This is a genomic window from Treponema rectale, from assembly GCF_014202035.1.
Lineage (GTDB): Bacteria > Spirochaetota > Spirochaetia > Treponematales > Treponemataceae > Treponema_D > Treponema_D rectale.
On sequence record NZ_JACHFR010000001.1, the window covers coordinates 13,116 to 34,832 of the forward strand.

Here is a 21,717-nt window from a genome sequence, read left to right on the forward strand (position 1 = left end):
TATGTGAAGAAAAGTTCTGGAGGTTTTTATGAAAAAGATTTTATGCGTGTTCTGCGGAGTTTTAGTTTTATTAACGGCATCCTGCTCATCAGGTGGAAGTTCTTCTGAAAATAAAAGTCCTGAAGATACAAAGCAGGAAACTTCTGAAGATAAAGATAATACTGACAGTAATAATAATTCAGACGAAACTGGGAATGAAACTGATGCTGACTATAATGAAAATTTTACGTATACGTTTAATGCTTCTGCCAGCGTTACGGCAGAGACCTTAAAATCTTTTGCAGATGACATGAAAATCGGATGGAATCTGGGTAATGCTCTTGATGCTTACAGTAACGGTGTCAGTTCAGAAACAGCATGGGGAAATCCTGTTATAACACAGACTTTATTTGATGCAGTTGCAGCATCAGGTTTTAAAACCGTCAGAATTCCTGTAACATGGCTGGGACACACAGGTTCTGCTCCTGAATATACAATTGAGTCTTCATGGCTTAATCGTGTTTATGAAGTTGCCTGTTATGCAAAAAATGCCGGTCTGAAAGCTATAATAAATATTCATCATGACGGGGCTGACAGTGCAAACTGGCTTTCAATAAAAGATGCAGCAGGTGTAATTGTTTCTGACGGTGTATATAATGCCGGTGTTTATAATGAAGAAAAGGATACTGCAATAAAAGAACAGCTTTATGCAATGTGGTATCAGATTGCATCAAAATTTAAGGGAACAGAAGATTATTTGATTTTTGAAACAATGAATGAGATTCATGACGGAGGCTGGGGCTGGGGTGAAAACAGAAATAATTCATCCACGAAACAGTATGAAATATTAAACAGCTGGAATCAGGTCTGTGTCTATGCAATCAGAAATGCAGGTGCAGCAAATTATATTTCATGTCCGGGATATGTTACTAATCCAGACCTTACTGCTGCTGCATTTGAAAAACCTTCTGACGTACTCGAAAATAAGATTATGGTCGCAGTTCATTTTTATGATCCGACAGATTTTACTTTAAATGCAAGCGTCGGCTACTGGGGAAAATCTGCTTCTTCTGCCGGTTATACTGTATCTGCGTGGGGGCAGGAAGACGACATTGATGCAACGTTTCAAAAATTAAAGGAAAAATTTGTTGATAATGATATTCCTGTTGTTATCGGAGAATGCGGCGCTACATATCAGTCTGGATTTGAAACTTACAGGCAGGCGTATATGGAATACATGATTAGTTCTGCAAGAAAACACGGTCTTGTTCCTGTAATCTGGGATAATGGTTCTTCCGGTAGCGGTGCAGAATCTTCAGGATTGTTCAATAGAAGTACCGGTGCAGTTTATTCGCACTGTACAGATCTGGTAAAAGCTGTAGTTTCTGCTGCAGAAGATTGAAAAGGCGGAATTGTCATAGTAAAAAAATTACAGAAATTTCTATCAATTTATATGATTAAAGAAACCGGCATCAGATGTTATGGTAATTCCATGATAAAGTGCCGGTTTTTATTTTTTATGGTAACGGCAGTCTGTTTTGCAGGCTGTGCTTCAGTTAAAAGTTTTCCTGCAGAAACTGCCGAAGTGATGGGTGATGGAATTAATATCGGCAATACCCTTGATGTTATTACAGATAAAGATGGCAATGGAACGGATGAAACAGGCTGGGGAAATCCCGTTATAACCAGAGATTACATAAAGTTTCTGAAAGCTTCCGGATTTAAAACGATACGCCTTCCTGTTACATGGGCTGAACACATGAGCCTTTCTGATGATTATGTTATAGAAGAAAAATGGATGTCCCGTGTATCTGAAGTTGTAGATTGGATTATTCAGGAAAAGATGTATGTGATTATAAATCTTCATCATGACGGAGGCTCAAGCAGAACCAGCTGGATTCAGAATAAGGATGTTCCTTTTGAACAGCGCCTTGACCGGTATAAAAAAGTATGGATGCAGATTGCTGATAACTTTGGCGATGTAAATCATAATCTTATTTTTGAAGCAATGAATGAAGTCGGTTTTGACGGATGGAGTGATGAAAGCTATGTTCAGCTTAATGCAATGAATCAGGCTTTTGTTGATGTCGTGCGTTCAAGCGGAAGAAAGAATTCTGACAGGAAACTGATGATTTCAGGTTACTGGACAGACATTGATGCAAGCTGTGACAGCCGTTTTAAAATGCCGTCTGATACAGCTGCAGACCGTCTTATGCTTAGTGTTCATTATTACACGCCAAGTTCTTTTACTATCTCTATGGATAAAGAAAATCAGTGGTGGTATTCAGATACATGGGGAAATGATTCAGATTTTGCAGAACTTAAATCTAAATTTGAAAAACTTAAATTGAATTATATTGATAAGGGAATACCTGTCGTAATCGGAGAATATGGATGTATAGACACAAAAGATTTTTCCAGTACAGTTCTCTGGTTAAAAAGTGTCCGTAAAATCTGTCATGAGTTTTCAGTCGTTCCTGTATTGTGGGAAAACGGAAAATATGTAAACAGAAAGTTTCCTTTTGGATTTAGAAGTATCTATGCAGAAATGCTAAAATAGAGTGAGGGAAATCATAAAATGAACGATAAAGAAATCAGAGAAATTATAAATGATCTTACGCTTGAAGAAAAAATAAAGATGATTCACGGGGCAGGGCTTTTCAGAACTGAAGGTGTTGAAAGAAAAAAAATTCCTCCCCTGCGTTTTAGTGACGGTCCCCTTGGAGTCCGCAATGAGTTTCCTGATGCAAGCTGGGTTCCTTATGGATATACAGATGATTTTGTAAGTTATCTGCCGTCAGGAACTGCTCTTGCTTCTACATGGAATCCGGAACTTTCTTACAGATGCGGACAGGTTTTAGGTGAAGAAGCACGGGGAAGAGGTAAGGATATGATTCTCGGTCCCGGAATAAACATAATGCGTTCTCCATTATGCGGAAGAAATTTTGAATACATGAGTGAAGATCCTTTTCTTGTATCAAAAATCTGCGTACCTTACATAAGAGGCGTTCAGGAAAATGATGTATCTGTTTGTGTTAAGCATTTTGCAGTTAATAATCAGGAAACTGAACGTCTGGAAGTAAATGTTGAAGTAAGTGAAAGGGCTCTGCATGAAATTTATTTTCCGGCATTTAAAGCTGCTGTTGAGGAAGGTGATGCTTATGCTTTTATGTGTGCATATAACAGATGGGAAGGTCTGCATTGCAGTGCAAATAAAAGGCTTCTGACTCAGATTTTAAAAAGTGACTGGCATTTTGACGGAGTTGTTGTCAGTGACTGGGGAGCCGTTCATGATTCAAAAGGAGCTGCAGAGGCCGGTCTCGATATTGATATGAACGTTACATACGATTTTGATAATTACTGTTTTGCACGTCCTCTCATGGAAGAAGTAAAGAGCGGTCATGTCGATGAAAAAATAATTGATGATAAAGTTGCAAGAATCTTAGGGCTTATGGATAAGATTCATATATTCAGTTCGGAAAGAAAGGAGGGATGCTTTAATACGCCGGAACATCAGAAAGCTGCTCTTGATATTGCCCGGGAATCAGTAATTCTTTTAAAGAATCAGAATTGCAGCGGAAAGAAAATCCTTCCACTGAATAAGAAAGAAATAAAAACAATTGCCGTTATCGGAGAAAATGCAGATATCCTTCAGTCCCATGCCGGGGGAAGTGCAGAAATAAAATCCCTGTATGAGATTACGCCGTTACTTGGAATAACTATGGCTGCAGGGGGAAACATCAGCGTAAAGTATGAAAGGGGGTACAGTCCGGATTCAGCAAAAGCTGATGACTTAAGAGCCAGTGCCCTTAAACTTGCGCAGGAGTGTGATGCAGTAATATATGTGGGAGGATGTGCTCATTATAATCCTAAGTTTCAGATGGGAACTAATGCCATCGGTGTTTCTAAAGATGATGAACCATGCCGCATTGACAGTGAAGGTTTCGACAGGGATGACCTTACTCTTCCTTATGGTCAGGATGTTCTTCTGTGTGAGCTTTTAAAACTGAGGCCAGATACTGTTACTGTAATTTTCAGTGGTAATGCCGTGGATATGAGCAGGTGGATAAACAGCACGGCTGCATTGATTCAGACGACTTATAACGGTATGGAAGGCGGTCGTGCGCTGGCAGAAGTTATTTTCGGCAAAGTGAATCCATCCGGCAAACTTCCGTATACGATTCTGAAACAGCTGGCAGATTGTCCTGCTCATTCTGCTGGAGATTTTCCGGGAGATGTTACGGGAGATGTAAAGACTGTTCATTATCGTGAAGGAATATTTGTCGGATACAGATATTTTGAAACTTTCAGAAAGGAATCAGAATTTTGTTTTGGTCATGGACTTTCATATACGGATTTTGAGTATTCGGATCTGAATGTCATTCAGATGGATTCCCAGAGGATTAAGGCTGTCCTTAATGTTAAAAATACAGGCGCAAGATATGGAAAAGAAACTGTTCAGATATATCTGTCTCCTGTTAATCCAAAAACAGAAAGAAGCATAAAAGAACTGAAGGCCTTTAAGAAAATTGAACTTGAGGCAGGAGAAACAAAAAGAGTTGTTTTTGAAATACATAAAAAAGATTTTGCCCGCTTTGATGAAAACCGGCAGTGCTGGATTACCGACAGCGGAAAGTATGAAATTATGGCAGGCAGTTCCGTAAAGGATATTCGCCTTAAGTCGTCTGTTGAACTTTCTGAAGGATTCTATGAAAAATAAACTTGAACTGAAATTTTCCCGGCCGGCAGAGGAATGGACTTCTGCACTTCCTTTGGGAAACGGAAGGCTGGGCTGTATGGTATTTGGATTGCCTCGGAGAGAACGCATTCAGTTTAATGAAGATACCTTATGGAGCGGCGGACCTGAAAAAAAAGAGAAGGATTGTTTTCTTGATGCCGTATCTGAAGTCCGCTCTTTTGTTAATCAAAAAAAATATTCTCAGGCACAGAAAACTGCTGATGAAAAACTTCTCGGACCCTGGAGCAGTTTTTATGAACCTATGGGAGATTTGTTTCTTGAGTTTCCTGAGTGTCATGAAAGGGCAGAAAACTATTTGCGTAAACTGGATTTAGAAAAAGCTGTCTGTACTGTTTCTTATTCAATTCCTTCAGAAGGTAATAAGAATAAAAGTGCCGTATATACCCGTACGGTTTTTGCAAGTCATCCCCTTGATGCAATAGTGATGAAAATTGAATGTTCAGAAAAAGATTCTGTAAGTTTTAATGCAGAAGTTTCTTCATTGCTGAAGCATGAGGTTTCAGTCAGAGAGGATGATGTAAAAAAAACTCTTGTGCTGAAGGGAAAGGCTCCTGTGTCAGGGCCGAATGTTTTTGGACCGGATGAACCGCCGGTTGTTTATGATGAAAAAAAAGGAATGACTTTTACTTCCTGCATAAGTATCCTGCCGTCAGGAAAAAATTATGAGCTGACTTATGATTCAAAAAAATTGAAAGTAAAAAATGCAGAAAGCGTATTAATCATTCTTACAGCTGCAACTTCTTTTAACGGGTTTTTGAATGAACCTGGTACTAACGGAAAGAACAGTGCCGTACTGTGTTATTCAATGGATGAAAAAGCCTGTGCAGTATCTTATGAAAACATACTAAGGGAGCACTGTCTGGATTTCAGTAATCTCTTTAACAGAGTTGAATTTTATCTTGAAGGAACAGACGGAAATCTTGCATTAAAAAAACTTTCTGATAAATCTTCTCCTGTTTTTTCCAAAGAACTTGCGCCGCTGTTTTTTCAGTTTGGACGTTATCTTATGATATCCTGCTCAAGAAAAAATACTCAGCCTGCGAATCTTCAGGGAATCTGGAATCAGGATATCCGTCCAGCCTGGAACTGCAATTATACGACAAACATAAACTTAGAAATGAATTACTGGCCTGCCGAGTCCTGCAATCTTAGTGAGTGTCATCTTCCTTTGTTTGAATTACTGAAGGAACTTTCTGTTACCGGTCGGGATGTTGCAGAAAAAAGATGGGGCTGCAGGGGATGGGCTGCAAATCATAACTGTGATTTATGGAGAAAGGCAAGTCCTGCTGGAGGAAGTTCAGAGTGGGCGCTGTGGCCTTTTGGCGGAGCATGGCTGTGTACTCATATTTGGGAACATTATATTCATACAATGGATAAAGATTTTCTTGTAGAAATGTTTCCGGTTTTAAAAGGTGCAGTTGAATTTTTAATGGATTTTCTGCAGAAGGAATCAGACGGTACTCTGGTTACGAATCCTTCAATCAGTCCTGAAAATAATTTTTTAGATCCTCAGACAAAACAGAAATGCTGTATTTCAAAAGCAGGCACGATGGATATGTCAATCACCCGTGAACTCTTTACTCAGTTTATTACGGTGTGTGAAATTCTTTGCTGTGATAAAGAATTTGCCTCACAGGTATCGGAAGCATTAAAGAAACTGTTTCCGTATAAACTTACCGGAGACGGCAGGCTCAGGGAATGGGACGAAGATTTTGAAGAAGCAGAAAAAGGTCACCGTCATGTTTCCCATCTGTTTGGAATGTATCCCGGTCATATTCTTTTTGAAAATAAAGATGAAGAATTCAAGACTGCTGCCTTAAAAAGTCTGACAGAAAGACTTTCTAACGGAGGAGGCCATACCGGCTGGAGCTGTGCATGGACTGTGTGTCTTTTTGCACGAATGAAGAAACCTGCTGAAGCAGAAAAATACCTGAATGTGCTTTTTAATAAACTGACTTATAAAAATCTTTTTAATGTATGTCCGCCTTATCAGATTGACGGAAACTTTGGAGGTACGGCGGCTGTTGCAGAGATGCTGGTTCAAAGCGGTTCCTGCTATGACGGGGAGAATACTTATATAGAGCTTTTGCCCTGTCTTCCGGAAAGCTGGAGCAGCGGCTATGTACGGGGGCTGAAAGTAAGGGGAGGTCATTCCGTGGATATTGAATGGCAGGAAGGAAAACTTAAAAAAGCCTTAATAAAGACAAAAGGCAGCGGAAATATGTCAATTTTTTATAAAAATAGAAAAAAAATCTGTAATTTTGGTGAAGATGGTGTAATTTTATTAGATTCTTTTTTAATATAATATTAAGATTAGGGAACCGCATATAATTAAAAAAGGTCTATAAAAGGAGGAAACTTATGAAGTTCGGAAACTTTGATGACGGAGCAAGAGAATATGTAATCTCAACTCCCCGTACACCGTATCCGTGGATCAATTACCTGGGAAATGAAAAGTTTTTTTCATTGATTTCTAATACTGCTGGCGGTTATGCATTTTATACAGATGCACGCCTCAGACGTATTACTCGTTATCGCTATAATGATGTTCCGCTTGATACAAACGGAAGATATTTTTATATAAAAGACGGTGATGTAATCTGGAATCCCGGATGGCAGCCGTGTAAAACAGAACTTGATTCTTATGAGTGCCGTCATGGTTTTGGATATACAAAACTTAATTCTTCAAAAAACAATTTGCGTGCAGAAGTTCTCTATATGGTTCCTAATGGAGTTAACTGCGAAGTAGAACTTGTTACTCTGAAGAATGAAGGCAAGGCAGATAAAAAAATAAGTCTCGTATCCTATGTTGAATGGTGTCTTTATAATGCACAGGATGACTGTACGAATTTCCAGCGCAATTTTTCTACCGGTGAAGTAGAAATCGAAGGAAGCGTTATCTATCATAAGACAGAATATCGCGAGCGCCGCAATCACTTCAGTTTTTACAGCGTAAATGTTCCTGTTGACGGATTTGATTCAGACAGAGAAAGTTTCCTCGGCCTTTACAACGGTTATGACAAACCTCAGACTGTTGTTGAAGGAAAAAGCAGAAATTCTGTAGCAGACGGCTGGTCTCCGGTTGCAAGCCACAGAATCAATGTTGAACTTAAACCGGGAGAAGAGAAGTCATTTGTTTTCATTCTCGGTTATGTTGAAAATCCGGTAGAAAAAAAATGGAGCAGCGAAAAAGCTTCTGACAAACTCCTTCGTACAAATACTGCCGGCGGAATCATCAATAAAGAAAAAGCTTATGAAATCCAGAAACGTTTTGATTCAAAAGAAAAAGTTCTTGCTGAATACGAAACTTTGAGAAAATACTGGGATATGACTCTCAGCAACTTTACCCTCAAGACTGGAGACGAAAAACTTGACCGCATGGCTTTGTGGAATCAGTATCAGTGTGTAGTAACCTATAACTTTGCCCGCAGTGCTTCTTATTTTGAAAGCGGTATCGGTCGTGGAATAGGATTCCGTGATACTTCTCAGGATATGCTTGGGGCAGTTCATCAGCTTCCTAAAGAAAGAATCCGTGAACGTCTTTTTGATGTTGCTTCAACTCAGTTTGAAGACGGAAGTGCATATCATCAGTTCCAGCCTCTTACAAAACGCGGAAATGCAGATATTGGTTCAAACTTTAATGATGATCCTCTCTGGCTTGTTCTTGGTGTGGGCGGTTATATACGTGAAACCGGTGATGTAGATTTCCTTAATCAGCAGGTACCTTTTGACAATAATGAAAAGAATACTGCAACCCTTTTTGAACATCTTAAGAGATCATACCGTTACATAACAAATCACAAGGGACCTCACGGACTTCCATTAATCGGTCGTGCAGACTGGAATGACTGTCTTAACCTTAACTGTTTCTCTACAAATCCTAATGATTCTTTCCAGACCTGTACAAACAAGGAAGGTAAAAATGCAGAATCAGTAATGATTGCCCAGATGTTTGTTTATGTAACTCCTGACTATGCCGCAATGTGCCGCATTCAGGGAGATGAAGAAGAAGCAAAGTTTGCGGAAGAAGCTGCCCGTCAGATGGAAGAGCAGATCTGTAAAACAGGATGGGATGGTGAGTGGTATATCCGTGCTTATGATGATGCCGGTAATAAAATCGGTTCAAAGGAATGTGAGAACGGAAAAATTTACATTGAAACCCAGGGCTTCGGAACTATGGCTAAAATCGGTAAAGATAAAGGCTATCCTGAAAAATCACTGGATTCAGTAAAAAAGTATCTTGATTCACAGTACGGTATCGTAATTCTTTCTCCTGCATATCAGGACTATCATGTAGAGCTTGGTGAAGTTTCTTCATACCCGCCTGGATATAAAGAAAACGGAGGAATTTTCTGCCATAACAATCCGTGGGTTATAATCGGAGAAATTGTTAATAACAGGGCAGACGATGCCTTTGCACATTATAAGAAAATTGCTCCTGCTTATGTTGAAGAATTCAGTGAAGTTCACAGAACTGAACCTTATGTTTATTCACAGATGGTTGCAGGTAAAGAAGCCCGCCGCTTTGGAGAAGCAAAGAACAGCTGGCTTACGGGAACTGCCGCATGGAATATGCTTGCATTAAGTCAGTATATTTCAGGTGTACGTCCTTCTTATGACGGACTTACAGTTGAACCGCGCCTTCCTTCGCATGTAAAAACTGCAGTGATTACAAGAAAATTCCGCGGAGTAGAATATGTAATCAATGTAAAGAACATCAACAATACCGGAAGCGTAAAGATTACTGCGGATGGTGCTGATGTAGAAGGAACACTTGTAAAAGTTAAGCCTGGAGTTTCTAAAGTATCACTTGATGTTACTGTAGGCTGATAAATTTTATATAATAAGGGGGACTTTCTGAATAAAACAGAAGGTCCCTTTTTTACCATGTGCAGATGCATTTTAAAGCCTGCACTGTTAGCGAGGAAAAAATGCTGCATGAAACTATAGAACTGCCTGTAAATTATCGTGGAAAGCTCGAGAATAATAATTTTGTTCCGTATATAAAAACTTACATACTTGATAATTTCGAAGAATTTTCAGAAGGAAGAAAACGTCCTCTTGTTTTAATCTGTCCTGGCGGTGCCTATGAAATGCTTTCTACCAGAGAAGGTGAGGCTGTTGCCCTTAAAATGAATTCCCTGGGATTTCATGCAGTAACCTTGTGGTATTCCCTTAAGCCGATGGAGTTTCCTGCAAGTCTTTTAGATTTGTGTGAAGCAATGAACTGTGTGCGTTCTCATGCCGAAGAATGGAATGTGGATCCTGACAGAATCATAGTTGCCGGTTTCAGTGCCGGCGGTCATCTTGCTGCAAGTCTGGGGGTTTACTGGAACAGAGAACTTCTGAAGGAATATATTCCATATTCAAAGGAAGTGTTAAAACCGAACGCACTTCTTTTGAGTTATCCGGTTATTACTGCCAGTGAGTTTGCCCATAAAGGTTCAATTGAAAATGTCCTGGGCTGTACAAAAAAATACTCTGTAAAAGATGTTCAGCTTGAGGAGCTTGTAACAGAAAATGTTCCTCCTGTATTTATGTGGCATACCTATGAAGATGGCTGCGTACCTCTTGAAAACTCAATGCTGTTTGCACAGGCCTGCCGAAAAAACAACGTGCCGGTGGAGTATCATGTGTTCAGGAGAGGCGGTCATGGGCTTTCGCTTGCAACAAAAGAAACCACCTGGAATAACGGTACCAATCCTGCCGGCATTCAGAAAGAGTGTCAGATATGGCCTGAACTGTTTGCAGCATGGATGGAAACGCTTTGAAAAATAACATACTGACTTTAATTGTAATCGCACTTGTCTGTACTGGTGCAGTACTTATATTTTCACTTTAAAAAAAAGAGGCCTGTTTCAAAAGTTTATCACTGTTTGAAACAGGCTTGTTTTATTTTTGGAATGAAAGCACTGAAATAAAAATATTTTATACTTCTACTCTGTCTTCCATTTTTATGTAAGGGCGTTCTCCCTGTACGTTCTTGTATGCAGGACGGTAAATTCTTCTTCCTGCAACAATCTCTTCTATGCGGTGTGCGCTCCAGCCTGCAATACGGGCAATTGCAAAAAGCGGAGTGAACAGTTCTCTAGGAATGTTAAGCATTGTATATACGAATCCTGAATAGAAGTCTACGTTTGTACAGATGCGTTTTTTGTTTCCGTGAACTTCACAGATGATGTCCGGTACAATGCGTTCGATGGTTTTGTAAAGATTAAACTCTTCCATGCAGCCTTTTTCTTTTGCAAGAAGTTCTGCCTTATCACGGAGAAGTTTTGCCCTCGGATCACTGATTGTATAAACCGCATGTCCCTGTCCGTAAATAAGTCCGGTGTGGTCAAAGGCTTCCTTGCGGCAGATTTTCCTAAGGTAATCAGCAATTTCTTTTTCATTGCTCCAGTCTTTTACATGAGCCTTTATATCGTCCATCATTTCCATAACGCGAATGTTTGCTCCACCATGACGGCGTCCTTTAAGAGAACCAAGGGCTGCTGCAATTGCAGAGTAAGTATCTGTATCTGCAGAAGAAACAACGTGGATGGTAAGGGAAGAGTTGTTACCGCCACCATGTTCTGCATGGAGGATAAGTGCAAGATCAAGAAGTTCTGCTTCAAGTCTGGTATATTTTTTGTCATTGCGGATAAGCTGAAGAAGATTTTCTGCAATTCCAAGTTTTGGATCTGGATTATGAATGTACATACTCTTGCCGTCAACATAGCGGCGCTTTGCCTGATAAGCATAGGCTGCAAGAGAACTGAAGCGGGAAATAAGTTCAACGCACTGGCGGAGAACATTTGCTACGTCACGGTTTTCCGGATCAGGATCAAAGGAATAAGAGGCAAGAACTCCGCTGGCAATTTTATTCATGATGTCGGCAGACGGGGCCTTCATGATAATGTCTTCCGTAAAGTTAGGAGGAAGTGATCTTATTGCTCCGAGATATGTAGTAAATTCATCAAGCTGGCTCTGTGTTGGAAGTTCTCCGAAAAGAAGGAGGTAGGCACACTGCTCAAAGCCAAAGCTTTTTGTTCTTTCTGTATCCTGTACGATGTCTTCTACATTATAACCGCGGTAAATGAGGCGTCCAGGAACAGCTTTTTTAGAGCCGTCCGGTTCAATTTCATAACCCACTACGTCACCGATTCTTGTAAGGCCTACAAGAACTCCGCGTCCGTCTGCATAACGGAGACCGCTTTTTACGTCGTATTTTTCATAAAGTGAAGGATCTATCTGATCATCAAGCTGTGCAATTCTGGTCAGCTTTTCTATGAACTTGTTGTCAAGGTTAATTTCATTTGCCATGGCATACCTCACTTTTGCATATTTATGCGAATCTTTGAATAAAAATTTCTATAATTATACAAATTATGGGATTCTTATTCAATTACCATAAGAAAAAATGTATAAATATAATTTGATTTTTTTTAGAAAATGCACGCTAAACTTTATTAACCGACTGTAAGTCCCGTGCTGATGGATTATTAAAAGTACCTGTCGTGATAAAATTACGGCCGGTTTTTCGTCCCGGCCGGTTTTACATTATTCAGTCAGGTTCCATTCGTTTATAAATTCAAGCATGTACTGCTGGATATTGTTAAACCATTTTTCCTGAAAACGGCAGGCTTTTACACCGATGTATCTGAAATGCCAGCATTCCCACATATAGCCGGTAACGTCTTCGTATTCTCTTGGAAAAGAAAGGGACCAGCCGTATTTAGCTGCATTTTCGTACACCCATTTTCCCATTTTTGTATCACCCCAGTCGTCTGTAATTGAACCGAAGTCTACTGCAACTCCAAGCTGGTGCTGGCTTGTTCCAGGGCGGGCACTGTACCGTTCTGCAAGTTCAACTCCATCCTGTGCAACATAGCGGTTGAACAGACCTGTCTGATAAGTGTAGGAACGGTAGGTGGAACTTACCATGAGTTTTATTCCGTCTGCCAGGGCTGCTTCAGAAAGAACCTTCAGTGCATCATAGGCTTCTTTTCTGAGGCTGAGGTCATTGCGGCTTACATTGAACAGGCTGCACTGCTTTACTGGAATGAGTTCTGCAGGTACGTAATCAGAACCGATGTTATGTTTTTTGTCTATAAGGTAAAAAAGACTGACATCGTTTTCTGGAAAAGTTTTTTCTTCTTCAAGAATTTCATTCAAGTCTGCGATAAAGCTTTCTATTTCTGCATCATCCTTAAACTGAATGTCATTTTTGAAGCGTCCGCTCATTTTTGAATATACGAGTTTTGCTTTTTTTACTTCAGGAGAAACAGCCTTTACCTGAGTAACAGTTTTGTTTTCAGGTAAAGCTTTTGTTTCCGGTACATTTTTTGTGTTTGATTTTGAACATGCACTGAATGGATTCAGCATTAAAAGTGATGCGCCAATGATAAGGACACGGCTACAACGCATCGTTTACCTCCGTAACGGAATGAATTATGTTGAATGTGTCCAGAAATCCGGTTTTTTCCAGAGAATGACGGGCTTCATTTGAAGGATTAAGGATGAATATTTTAGTACCGCATCCTTCACCGTCGTTATGGGCGGCAATAATGACTCCAAGACCTGTAGAATCAAGCTGGCTTACCTGAGACATATCAAGAACAACGTTGGAATCGAGAATATAACTGTAAACTTTTGTTTTCAACTCTGTAATAGTATAGGCATTTACAGCTCCTGAAAGTTCCAGAAGCATGTAGTAAGCACCGACTTTTTCGTTAATGGCAAGCTGATCCATTATTTGCCTCCATGATATTTTATGATAAGGATGGTAACGTCATCATCCAGCTCTTTTGATGTAAAGTGAACAAGGGAATCATATGCAAACTGTGCCATTTTGTTTGCAGGGTATCCGGAGTTTTCCATAAAGTTGGACTGGATGTTTGATTTTCCATATACGTCACCGCGGAGGGATCGGGATTCAATAAGCCCGTCCGTACATGCAAGAATCATGTCCCCTTCAGAAAGCTTAACTTTCTTTACTTTGATAAGAGGGCCGATATCCTGAACGAATCCAAGAATGCGTCCGGCACCCTGAATTTCGATTACGTTATTATAGGTTTTTGTATACATGAAGAGGGCAGGGGCACCGCAGTTGATGTAATAAAGAGTGTCAGACGTAAAGTCTATAAGTCCGAATGTTCCTGCAAAGAATGATCCCTTAGGAAGAGATTCCCTGATGAAGGTATTTACCTTTTCAACGAGAAGCTTGAAGTCTGTGGTTTCAGCAAGGAAGGTACGGATAATGGACTTAAGGATGACCATGTTCATGGAAGCTGCAATACCTTTACCGTTAAGTGCACCGATGATGAAAATATAGCGCTGGTCGTTAAGGCGGATCATATCAACGAATTCACCACCAATGTTATGAGCCGGAACCATAAGGTAGCCTATGTCTGCTTTAGGATTCTTGATGAAGTCCATGTTTTCCTGAATGGAAGTAATGATCTGGTCAGACATGCGGATTTCGCGGTTAACCGTACCGATAACGGCTTCGTTCATAATGTTCTTAAAGTAATATCCTACAACGAAAATGTTTGAATAGAATTTATTAAGAACTTCGTAGTCGTAAACTGAATAAACGTTTCCGTTGCGTTTTTTTCCTAAGGTAAGGACTGCAACAATCTGGCGGCCTTCATTAAGAATGATGAATGCATCAGAATTTGTTTTCGTAAGAATGTCGATAGCGTAGGAACGGATGTTGCTTACGGAAGAATTCTGCATGAGCCACTCCCTGAATACAACAGGATGATTCATATTGAGGAGGGTATCAAATACAGAAGGATCTACTTTTAAAGTAACTGTCGTTCCGTTTGAACTGTAGACTGTCTCAAGTTCGTTTTCAGAACCGTTGTCTGTAAGAAGGGAAACGGAAGATGAATCAAGGTAGCGCTGGAATGTAGAATATACGTGTTCCGTAATTGCCTGAGGTTCATCGTCGTAATCTATTGAAGTAATTGCTTTTTCAAATTCTGCAGAGTAGTTGTTGTCACGTAAAAAATCCCTGGACTGAATGAAGCGGTCAAGATAGTACCAGAAGAATGTGATGATAGAAACTCCGGTTACATAAAGAATCATGAACAGAGGGAGGTTCTGTCTGTAAAGGTCTGACAGAGCAAGGAACAAAAGTCCTCCCAATGCAGCAGGAAGAAGGTATCTGATTCCAATACGAGCTGCGGACTTGATAAAACTTAAAGGCGTCCACAAAGTCTCAAGGCTGCTTCCGTATGAGAACATGATGATTTGAGGAATGAAGGTAAAGGTAAACAGTGAAAAAAGGAGTGGCTGATATTCGCTTGCCCAGTTAATGTAATACCAGGTGATCCATGAAAGCGGAACTCCGATTATCGTAATTATTCTTTTCTGCCTTAAAAGCCTTGCATCTGTATTTTCTGCCTTGATTGCAGCAAGGAGAAGGAAGAAACAAGGAACAGCATAGATGTAGATTGCAGAAAGAAGATCAAACCATGTGTAGTGGAAGGTACGTCTCATTGCACCGCGGAAAATGAATCCTGAACGGAATATGAACCGTTTGTCGTTCATTCCCAGTGAAAGGATGGAACCTTTTGCAAAAAAAACAAGGTAGAAGGCAAGTATGAAGGCTGCCCACCTGAATATATACAGGAATACATTAGGCTTCTGTCTGTTCGTGCGCGGAAAACTTACCATATAAATGGATGCTGATATGCTGTAGCAGGCAAAAAGGAATATAGTAACGCGTCCGAGGAAAAGCGAAAGCTGTGCCGGGCCCCAAAGGCTTAAAGAAATCATTACAGCTGAAAAAAGGAACAGAATACTTAAAAAAAGTGTCAGGTTTACAAGGTCTGTACTGTATTTTGCAAGCTCGATTTTTTTGTCCGTACGGAATGCAAGCCTGAGTGTAAATGCAAATGCGATTAAATTCAGTAAAAGAAAAATCATGTTATCTCTCCACCTTGGCAACCATCATTGTAAGGTCGTCCCTGAGTTTTGCTCCGCCGTTGTATGAATGAATGAGGTCAACGACATCCTTTATGAATTCTTCAGGCTTCTTTGCCGCACTGGCCTTTATTGTGTCCTGATAGAGCTGGGTTGTTCCAAGTTCAACGCCGTCTTTATCCATTACTTCAGAAACACCGTCTGATGCCATGAGAATGACGTCTCCGCGGAAAAGTTTAAGTTCAGAAGGTTCTATATCAGGCAGGTCAATGATACCTACAAGAGAACAGTTTGAAGTCAGAGGCTTAAGTTTGTATCCTGTCGGTGATTTTGAAATTACTACCGGATCAGACATGGAAGCATTTACATATCTGATGACCATTCTTTCTGTATCAACGATTCCGATGAAAACTACAGTATATTTATCCTGAAGTTTCATTCCTTTGATAGCTTTATCTACAGCCTGAATCACCCCGCTGAGGTTTTCCTTGTTGGCGATGTTTTTTACGGTATTCATTACGAGACCCATGACTAAGGCTGCGGCAAGACCTTTACCTGATACGTCCCCGAGCATGAGAAGGGTTTTTGTTTCCGAAACAGGAAGGACTGTATAATAGTCACCGGAAACGTTAACGAGCGGTTTGTAATATGCTGCAATGGAAAGTTTATTGATAAAAGGCATTGACGGCGGAAGGAAGGAGCGCTGTGTTTCTGCCAGCTGGTTCCAGTCTTTAGAGAGGGAAGAAATTTCAGAAAGCTGGGCAATTGTCTTGATACGGCTCTGGAATCTGCAGTATTCCTCGTAAAGGCTTTTGAATATATAGTGGTCAAAAAGTTTCGTATAACGGCAGAATACATAAAGATGCTGCTTGTTGTGTACCAAAAGAAAACCGCGGGCTTTTTTTGAAGTCGTTACGACACCGTAGTTCTCTCCAAGAAAGTAAAGTCCGTCTTTCCATTCTTTGGAATAGTTTCGTTCAAGTTTATCAGTTATGTCTTTTGAACAGGTCAGGCGGTCAGGGCTGTTGTAAAGGATATAGTTCTGTTCCCGGTCAATATAGAGAACGGAGCAGTCTCCTTCTATTTCAAGAACCTGCGATACGATTTCATTAAATTCATCAAGAGAGTAACAGAAACGGAGTTTTTCAATGAAATTTGAAAGAATTTCAGTTTCACCTTCCTCAAGGGAACTTTCTGCAGCTTTTTTTGTAAGGTAAACGGCAGCTATTCGGGAAGTAACCGTTACGATACCGAAAGCGATGCCGATGGTTACCAGAGTTGCCAGCGGAGAGTTTTTAGGTGAATTTCTCCGCAGGACTGGAATTACGCTTATTACAGTAAAAGTGAAGAACGCAATTAATATGACGTTCGTTATGAATACCGAAATTCGTCTTTTTGCCTGATACATTTCTGACCTCAAATTCTTAGTTTGTGTTGTAGAATTATACCATACTATCGGCAAAAAGTATCGTTTAATTGAGTAAAATACTCCGTCGTTAATTTAGTTCTGCAGGCTGTCCAGAGGAATCTTTGAAGGTTCTGTCGTTGCCTTTTCGTAACGGGCATATGCTTCCATGGCAGCTTTCTGTTCAGAAGAAAGTTTTGTAGGCAGCTGTACGATGAACTTAACGTAGAGATCGCCTTTTTTACCGGAATTAGCATAAGGAATGCCTTCATTTCTGACTCTGAGGAGCTTTCCGTTAGTTGTTCCTGCCGGTACTTTTATGGTTATTGCCCTGTCATCAAGTCCTTTTATCGTTATGTCGGTACCGAGAATAGCCTGTGCCACTGATATAGGAACTGCACAGTAAAGGTCATATTCGCTGCGTTCAAAATAGCGGTCCGGCTCAACCTGGATTATTACGATAAGGTCTCCGTTTGTTCCGCCGTTTATGCCGGCATCACCCATTCCGTGAACAATCTTTCTTGCTCCGTCTTCTGTTCCCGGTGGAACTGTAAGGGCAATGGTTGTTGTTTTATTGTAAACTCCGCTTCCGCGGCAGCTTGTACATGGCTTGTCGATTGTAGTTCCTTTGCCGCCGCAGGTAGGACAGGTCTGCTGTACAGAGAAAAATCCTGCACTTCTTCTTACCTGACCTGCACCATGACATGTAGGACAGGTTTTTCTGCTGGAACCTGCTGCTCCTCCTGAACCGTGGCATTCAGGACAGGCTTCTTTATGAGTGAAGCGTATGTCTTTTTTACATCCGTAGGCTGCTTCTTTAAGTGAAATTTCAAGACCTACGCGTAAGCTTGCACCGTCGTTGTCATTACGCCTGTTTCTTGAACTGGAACCGCCGCCTCCGAAGAAACTTTCGAAGATATCGCTGAAACCGCCTGCACCTCCAAAAAGATCGCTGAAATCATGGAATGCGTGAGAATAGCCCTGTCCGCCTCCGGCTCCGCCCATTCCGTCAAGACCAGCAAAACCGTACTGGTCATAAATAGGACGTTTCTGTTCATCAGAGAGGACTTCATAAGCTTCCGTTGCTTCCTTGAATTTTTCTTCAGCTTCTTTATCGCCCGGATTTCTGTCTGGATGATATTTTACTGCAAGCTTGCGGTATGCTTTTTTTATTGTTTCTTTGTCTGCACTTTTATCGATTCCAAGAACTTCGTAATAATCACGTTTAGCGGCCATGATGTTTTCCTAAAAATAGATTTGGGTCGTCCCGAAAACTTCTGCATTTGTATTTCCGGGGTTTCCTGTACACTTTATGGGGTGTAGTTTATCAAAAAACAGCCCCCGCCGCAATTGACGGAGGCTGCATGAGTATTCCTGATTCAGAATATCTTTATTTCTGACGATTATTTGTCATCCTTTACTTCGTATTCTGCATCGTCTGCATTTGCCTTGTTGAAGCCTGATGCACCTGCATTTGAAGAACCTGCTCCTGCGTCAGCTCCTGCACCTGCACCTGGATTTGCTCCCTGTGCACCGCCGTTTGCTGCCTGCTGCTTGTAAAGTTCTTCTGCAATCTTGTAAGAAGCCTGCTTGAGGGCTTCTGATTTAGCTTTGATTGCTTCAATGTCATCACCCTTGAGGGCTTCCTTAAGTTCGTTTGCAGCTGTCTCAACTTTTGCTTTGTCCTCTGCATTTACTTTGTCACCGAGATCCTTGAGGGTCTTTTCTGTCTGGTAAACAAGAGAATCTGCTTCGTTGCGGGCATCGATGGATTCACGCTTCTTCTTATCTGCATCAGCATTTGCTTCTGCGTCTTTTACCATGCGGTTGATCTCTTCTTCGCTGAGACCTGAAGAAGACTGAATCTGAATGTGCTGTTCTTTTCCTGTACCCATGTCTTTTGCAGAAACGTGTACGATACCGTTTGCATCGATGTCGAAGGTAACTTCAATCTGTGGTACTCCACGTGGTGCCGGTGGAATGTCTGTAAGGTCAAAGTTTCCGAGTGTACGGTTCTGGGCAGCCATTTCCCGTTCACCCTGAAGAACGTGGATGCTTACTGCAGTCTGGTTGTCGGCAGCAGTAGAGAATACCTGACTCTTCTTTGTAGGAATTGTAGTATTGCGGTTGATAAGGCGTGTAAATACACCGCCCATTGTTTCGATACCGAGTGAAAGAGGTGTAACGTCAAGAAGAAGAACGTCCTTAACGTCTCCTGCAAGAACACCACCCTGTACGGCTGCACCGATGGCAACTGCTTCATCAGGGTTTACAGAACGGCTTCCTTCCTTTCCGAAGATTGATTTTACGATTTCCTGAACTTTAGGCATACGGCTTGAACCGCCGACGAGAAGAACTTCATCGATTTTGTCTGCTGTGATTTCTGCATCACGCATTGCCTTCTGACAAGGTTCACGGGTTGCTTCAAAGAGGTCATCAGTCATCTGTTCAAACTGAGCGCGTGTAATTGACTTCTGAAGGTGTTTTGGACCTGTTGAGTCAGCTGTGATGAACGGAAGGTTGATTTCTGCAGTTGTCTGGTTTGAAAGGCTGATTTTTGCATTTTCAGCTGCTTCACGGAGACGCTGCATAGCCATAGAGTCACCTGAAAGGTCGATGCCTGTATCTGCCTTGAACTGGTCAATAAGCCAGTTTACGATTCGGCGGTCCCAGTCATCTCCACCAAGGTGTGTGTTACCGTTTGTAGATTTAACTTCAAATACACCGTCGCCAAGTTCAAGGATGGAAATATCAAATGTACCGCCACCAAGGTCATATACTGCGATAGTCTTTTCTGATTTCTGATCTTTGTTGAAACCGAAAGCAAGAGAAGCTGCTGTAGGTTCGTTGATGATGCGCTTTACGTCAAGACCTGCAATTTTACCTGCGTCTTTTGTTGCCTGACGCTGAGCATCGTTAAAGTATGCAGGAACTGTAATAACAGCTTCTGTTACTGGTTCTCCAAGGTAATCTTCTGCAGTTTTCTTCATTTTCTGAAGGATGAATGCACTGATTTCCTGTGGTGAGTATTCCTTTTCTGCTCCGTTTTCCTGAACGCTTACACGAACGTCTGCACCATGGTCTTTAATTGTGTATGGAAGCTTTGTTGCTTCTCCTTCAAGTTCATTGAATCTGTGACCGATAAGGCGCTTTACTGAGTAAACTGTGTTCTTAGGGTTTGTTACCATCTGGTTTTTAGCAGGAAGACCTACGATTCTGTCTCCTTTAGCTGTAAAACCAACGATTGACGGAGTTGTTCTTCCGCCTTCAGAGTTCTGGATTACAACAGGTTCACCGTTTTCCATAACGGCAACACAAGAGTTTGTTGTTCCCAAGTCAATACCAATAATTTTTCCCATTTTATTTATCTCCTATACTTTTATTGTTTAAGTGAGGTAATCCGGAAGTAATACCAGCGGATATCCTCAGCCTGCTATGCCTTAGGTTTAACTACCATGACTTTTGCATGGCGGATAACCCTGTCTTTAAGTTTGTATCCTTTAAGGTAAACTGCTGCCAGCTGTTCTTCTGAAACGTCTCCTTCCTGCATTCCGATAGCTTCGTGGATGTTAGGATCAAAAGCGTCTCCAACGGCACCGTAAGAAACAAGATTGTACTTGTTTTCAAGCATGCTTACCATGCTTTTGCTTATCATTGAAACACCGTCTGCAATTGATTTAGGATCCGTTGCAGTGGCTGCTGCTTCTACCGTACGGTCAAAGTTGTCAAGACTGTCCAGAAGGTCCTTAAGCAGGTTTGTGTTCGCAAAGTCAAAGGCTTCCTGCTTTTCCTGGATCATGCGCTTGCGGTAGTTTTCAAAATCTGCTGCACGGCGTAAAACCTGATCTTTGAGGTCGGCATTTTCTTTTTCCAGCTGCTCCACCTTGTTTTTAAGGGCTGTAACTTCATCTGTTTCAGAAGTTTTTTCTTCAGCGGCTGTTTCATCCTGAGCTGCTGCCCCTTCGGTTTCAGTCTGTGAAGTTTCCTGGTTTTCTGTCTGAGCCTGAGTTGTTTCAGCTTCAGCTTCTGCATTCTCCTGCTCTTTGATTTCTTCATTAGCCATTTTGTCGTATTTTCCTTTATCTTTTGCTGAATAAGATAATAAAAATAAAGTTCAATCGTCAAGAAAATTTGTAAAAAAATTGTTTTATATTGGAAAAAACTAAACAAAAAAGCCAGTCTGCCGATTTTATAGGTATGGGAATGAATGATTTTTTTGGTTCAGTAGAACTTCTCCACCGTTCGATGGATGTTGCAAGCCTTCGTTATCAGGTTACGGCAAATAATATTGCCAACAGTGAGACTCCTAAATACAAGAAGCAGTATGTAAATTTTGAAAGTGAACTTAAGCGGGCATTTGAATCTGAAGAAAATGCAAAAGCTAATCCTTTTAAGCTTACTGTTACGAATCCGCTTCATTTCGGTACTCCGGAAGGAAAAAGCTGGCTTGATGTAGAACCGAGGCGCGTAACAGACTGGAGTACTTCTGTAAAGGCAAACGGTAACAATGTTGATGCAGAAGAAGAAGCTATGACTCTTGTTCAGATTCAGGAACAGTACCGGCTTCTGACTCAGCTTACCAGTTTTCAGTTCAGTCAGCTTGATGTTGCGATGAGAAGCAGCAAATAGCCTGATTTTGTAAAGTTTTCTATAGAGAGGTTGT

At 41.0% G+C, this 21,717-nt stretch carries 15 protein-coding genes; 7 read left to right on the top strand and 8 right to left on the bottom strand.

Annotated features, from left to right (window positions below):
- The first annotated feature begins 28 nt into the window (after nucleotides 1–28).
- The 6 genes from HNP77_RS00055 (at nucleotide 29) to HNP77_RS00080 (ending at nucleotide 10,509) form a co-directional block, all read left to right on the top strand.
- Nucleotides 29–1,381, top strand: coding sequence for a glycoside hydrolase family 5 protein (locus tag HNP77_RS00055; RefSeq protein WP_184651119.1), 1,353 nt, complete (start codon nucleotides 29–31; stop codon nucleotides 1,379–1,381).
- A 51-nt stretch (nucleotides 1,382–1,432) separates the two neighbouring features.
- Complete coding sequence (locus HNP77_RS00060) at nucleotides 1,433–2,539, top strand: glycoside hydrolase family 5 protein (protein ID WP_184651120.1); 1,107 nt, start codon at nucleotides 1,433–1,435, stop codon at nucleotides 2,537–2,539.
- A gap of 18 nt (nucleotides 2,540–2,557) precedes the next feature.
- On the top strand, nucleotides 2,558–4,699 hold the full coding sequence (locus tag HNP77_RS00065; RefSeq protein ID WP_184651121.1) for a beta-glucosidase family protein: 2,142 nt from the start codon (nucleotides 2,558–2,560) through the stop codon (nucleotides 4,697–4,699).
- Nucleotides 4,689–7,043, top strand: a complete 2,355-nt coding sequence (locus tag HNP77_RS00070; RefSeq protein WP_184651122.1) for a glycoside hydrolase family 95 protein — start codon at nucleotides 4,689–4,691, stop codon at nucleotides 7,041–7,043. Before HNP77_RS00065 ends, HNP77_RS00070 begins: the two co-directional genes overlap by 11 nt.
- Before the next feature lie 56 nt (nucleotides 7,044–7,099).
- Entirely contained in the window at nucleotides 7,100–9,568 is a 2,469-nt protein-coding gene (locus HNP77_RS00075; protein ID WP_184651123.1) for a glycoside hydrolase family 94 protein, read from the top strand.
- A 101-nt stretch (nucleotides 9,569–9,669) separates the two neighbouring features.
- On the top strand, nucleotides 9,670–10,509 hold the full coding sequence (locus HNP77_RS00080; RefSeq protein ID WP_184651124.1) for an alpha/beta hydrolase: 840 nt from the start codon (nucleotides 9,670–9,672) through the stop codon (nucleotides 10,507–10,509).
- A 157-nt stretch (nucleotides 10,510–10,666) separates the two neighbouring features.
- Here HNP77_RS00080 and HNP77_RS00085 read toward each other — a convergent pair whose 3' ends face one another.
- From HNP77_RS00085 to HNP77_RS00120, 8 genes are all read right to left on the bottom strand, one after another.
- Nucleotides 10,667–12,040: a citrate/2-methylcitrate synthase gene (locus HNP77_RS00085; protein ID WP_184651125.1), complete on the bottom strand. Its 1,374-nt coding sequence runs from the start codon at nucleotides 12,038–12,040 to the stop codon at nucleotides 10,667–10,669.
- A gap of 237 nt (nucleotides 12,041–12,277) precedes the next feature.
- Complete coding sequence (locus HNP77_RS00090; protein WP_246428830.1) at nucleotides 12,278–13,144, bottom strand: M15 family metallopeptidase; 867 nt, start codon at nucleotides 13,142–13,144, stop codon at nucleotides 12,278–12,280.
- Complete coding sequence (locus tag HNP77_RS00095) at nucleotides 13,134–13,469, bottom strand: STAS domain-containing protein (RefSeq protein WP_184651126.1); 336 nt, start codon at nucleotides 13,467–13,469, stop codon at nucleotides 13,134–13,136. The genes HNP77_RS00090 and HNP77_RS00095 overlap by 11 nt, the downstream gene beginning before the upstream one ends.
- A complete protein-coding gene (locus HNP77_RS00100) occupies nucleotides 13,469–15,652 on the bottom strand; it encodes a PP2C family protein-serine/threonine phosphatase (protein ID WP_184651127.1) in 2,184 nt (727 codons plus the stop codon). Before HNP77_RS00100 ends, HNP77_RS00095 begins: the two co-directional genes overlap by 1 nt.
- 1 nt (nucleotide 15,653) lies before the next feature.
- Nucleotides 15,654–17,057, bottom strand: coding sequence for a PP2C family protein-serine/threonine phosphatase (locus HNP77_RS00105; RefSeq protein ID WP_184651128.1), 1,404 nt, complete (start codon nucleotides 17,055–17,057; stop codon nucleotides 15,654–15,656).
- A 93-nt stretch (nucleotides 17,058–17,150) separates the two neighbouring features.
- A complete protein-coding gene (dnaJ, locus tag HNP77_RS00110; RefSeq protein WP_184651129.1) occupies nucleotides 17,151–18,290 on the bottom strand; it encodes a molecular chaperone DnaJ in 1,140 nt (379 codons plus the stop codon).
- A gap of 167 nt (nucleotides 18,291–18,457) precedes the next feature.
- On the bottom strand, nucleotides 18,458–20,413 hold the full coding sequence (gene dnaK / locus HNP77_RS00115) for a molecular chaperone DnaK (protein ID WP_184651130.1): 1,956 nt from the start codon (nucleotides 20,411–20,413) through the stop codon (nucleotides 18,458–18,460).
- Between the two features lie 74 nt (nucleotides 20,414–20,487).
- Entirely contained in the window at nucleotides 20,488–21,117 is a 630-nt protein-coding gene (locus tag HNP77_RS00120; RefSeq protein WP_184651131.1) for a nucleotide exchange factor GrpE, read from the bottom strand.
- A 134-nt stretch (nucleotides 21,118–21,251) separates the two neighbouring features.
- Here HNP77_RS00120 and flgB point away from each other — a divergent pair, with 134 nt between their 5' ends.
- A complete protein-coding gene (gene flgB / locus HNP77_RS00125; protein ID WP_184651967.1) occupies nucleotides 21,252–21,683 on the top strand; it encodes a flagellar basal body rod protein FlgB in 432 nt (143 codons plus the stop codon).
- Nucleotides 21,684–21,717: the final 34 nt, after the last annotated feature.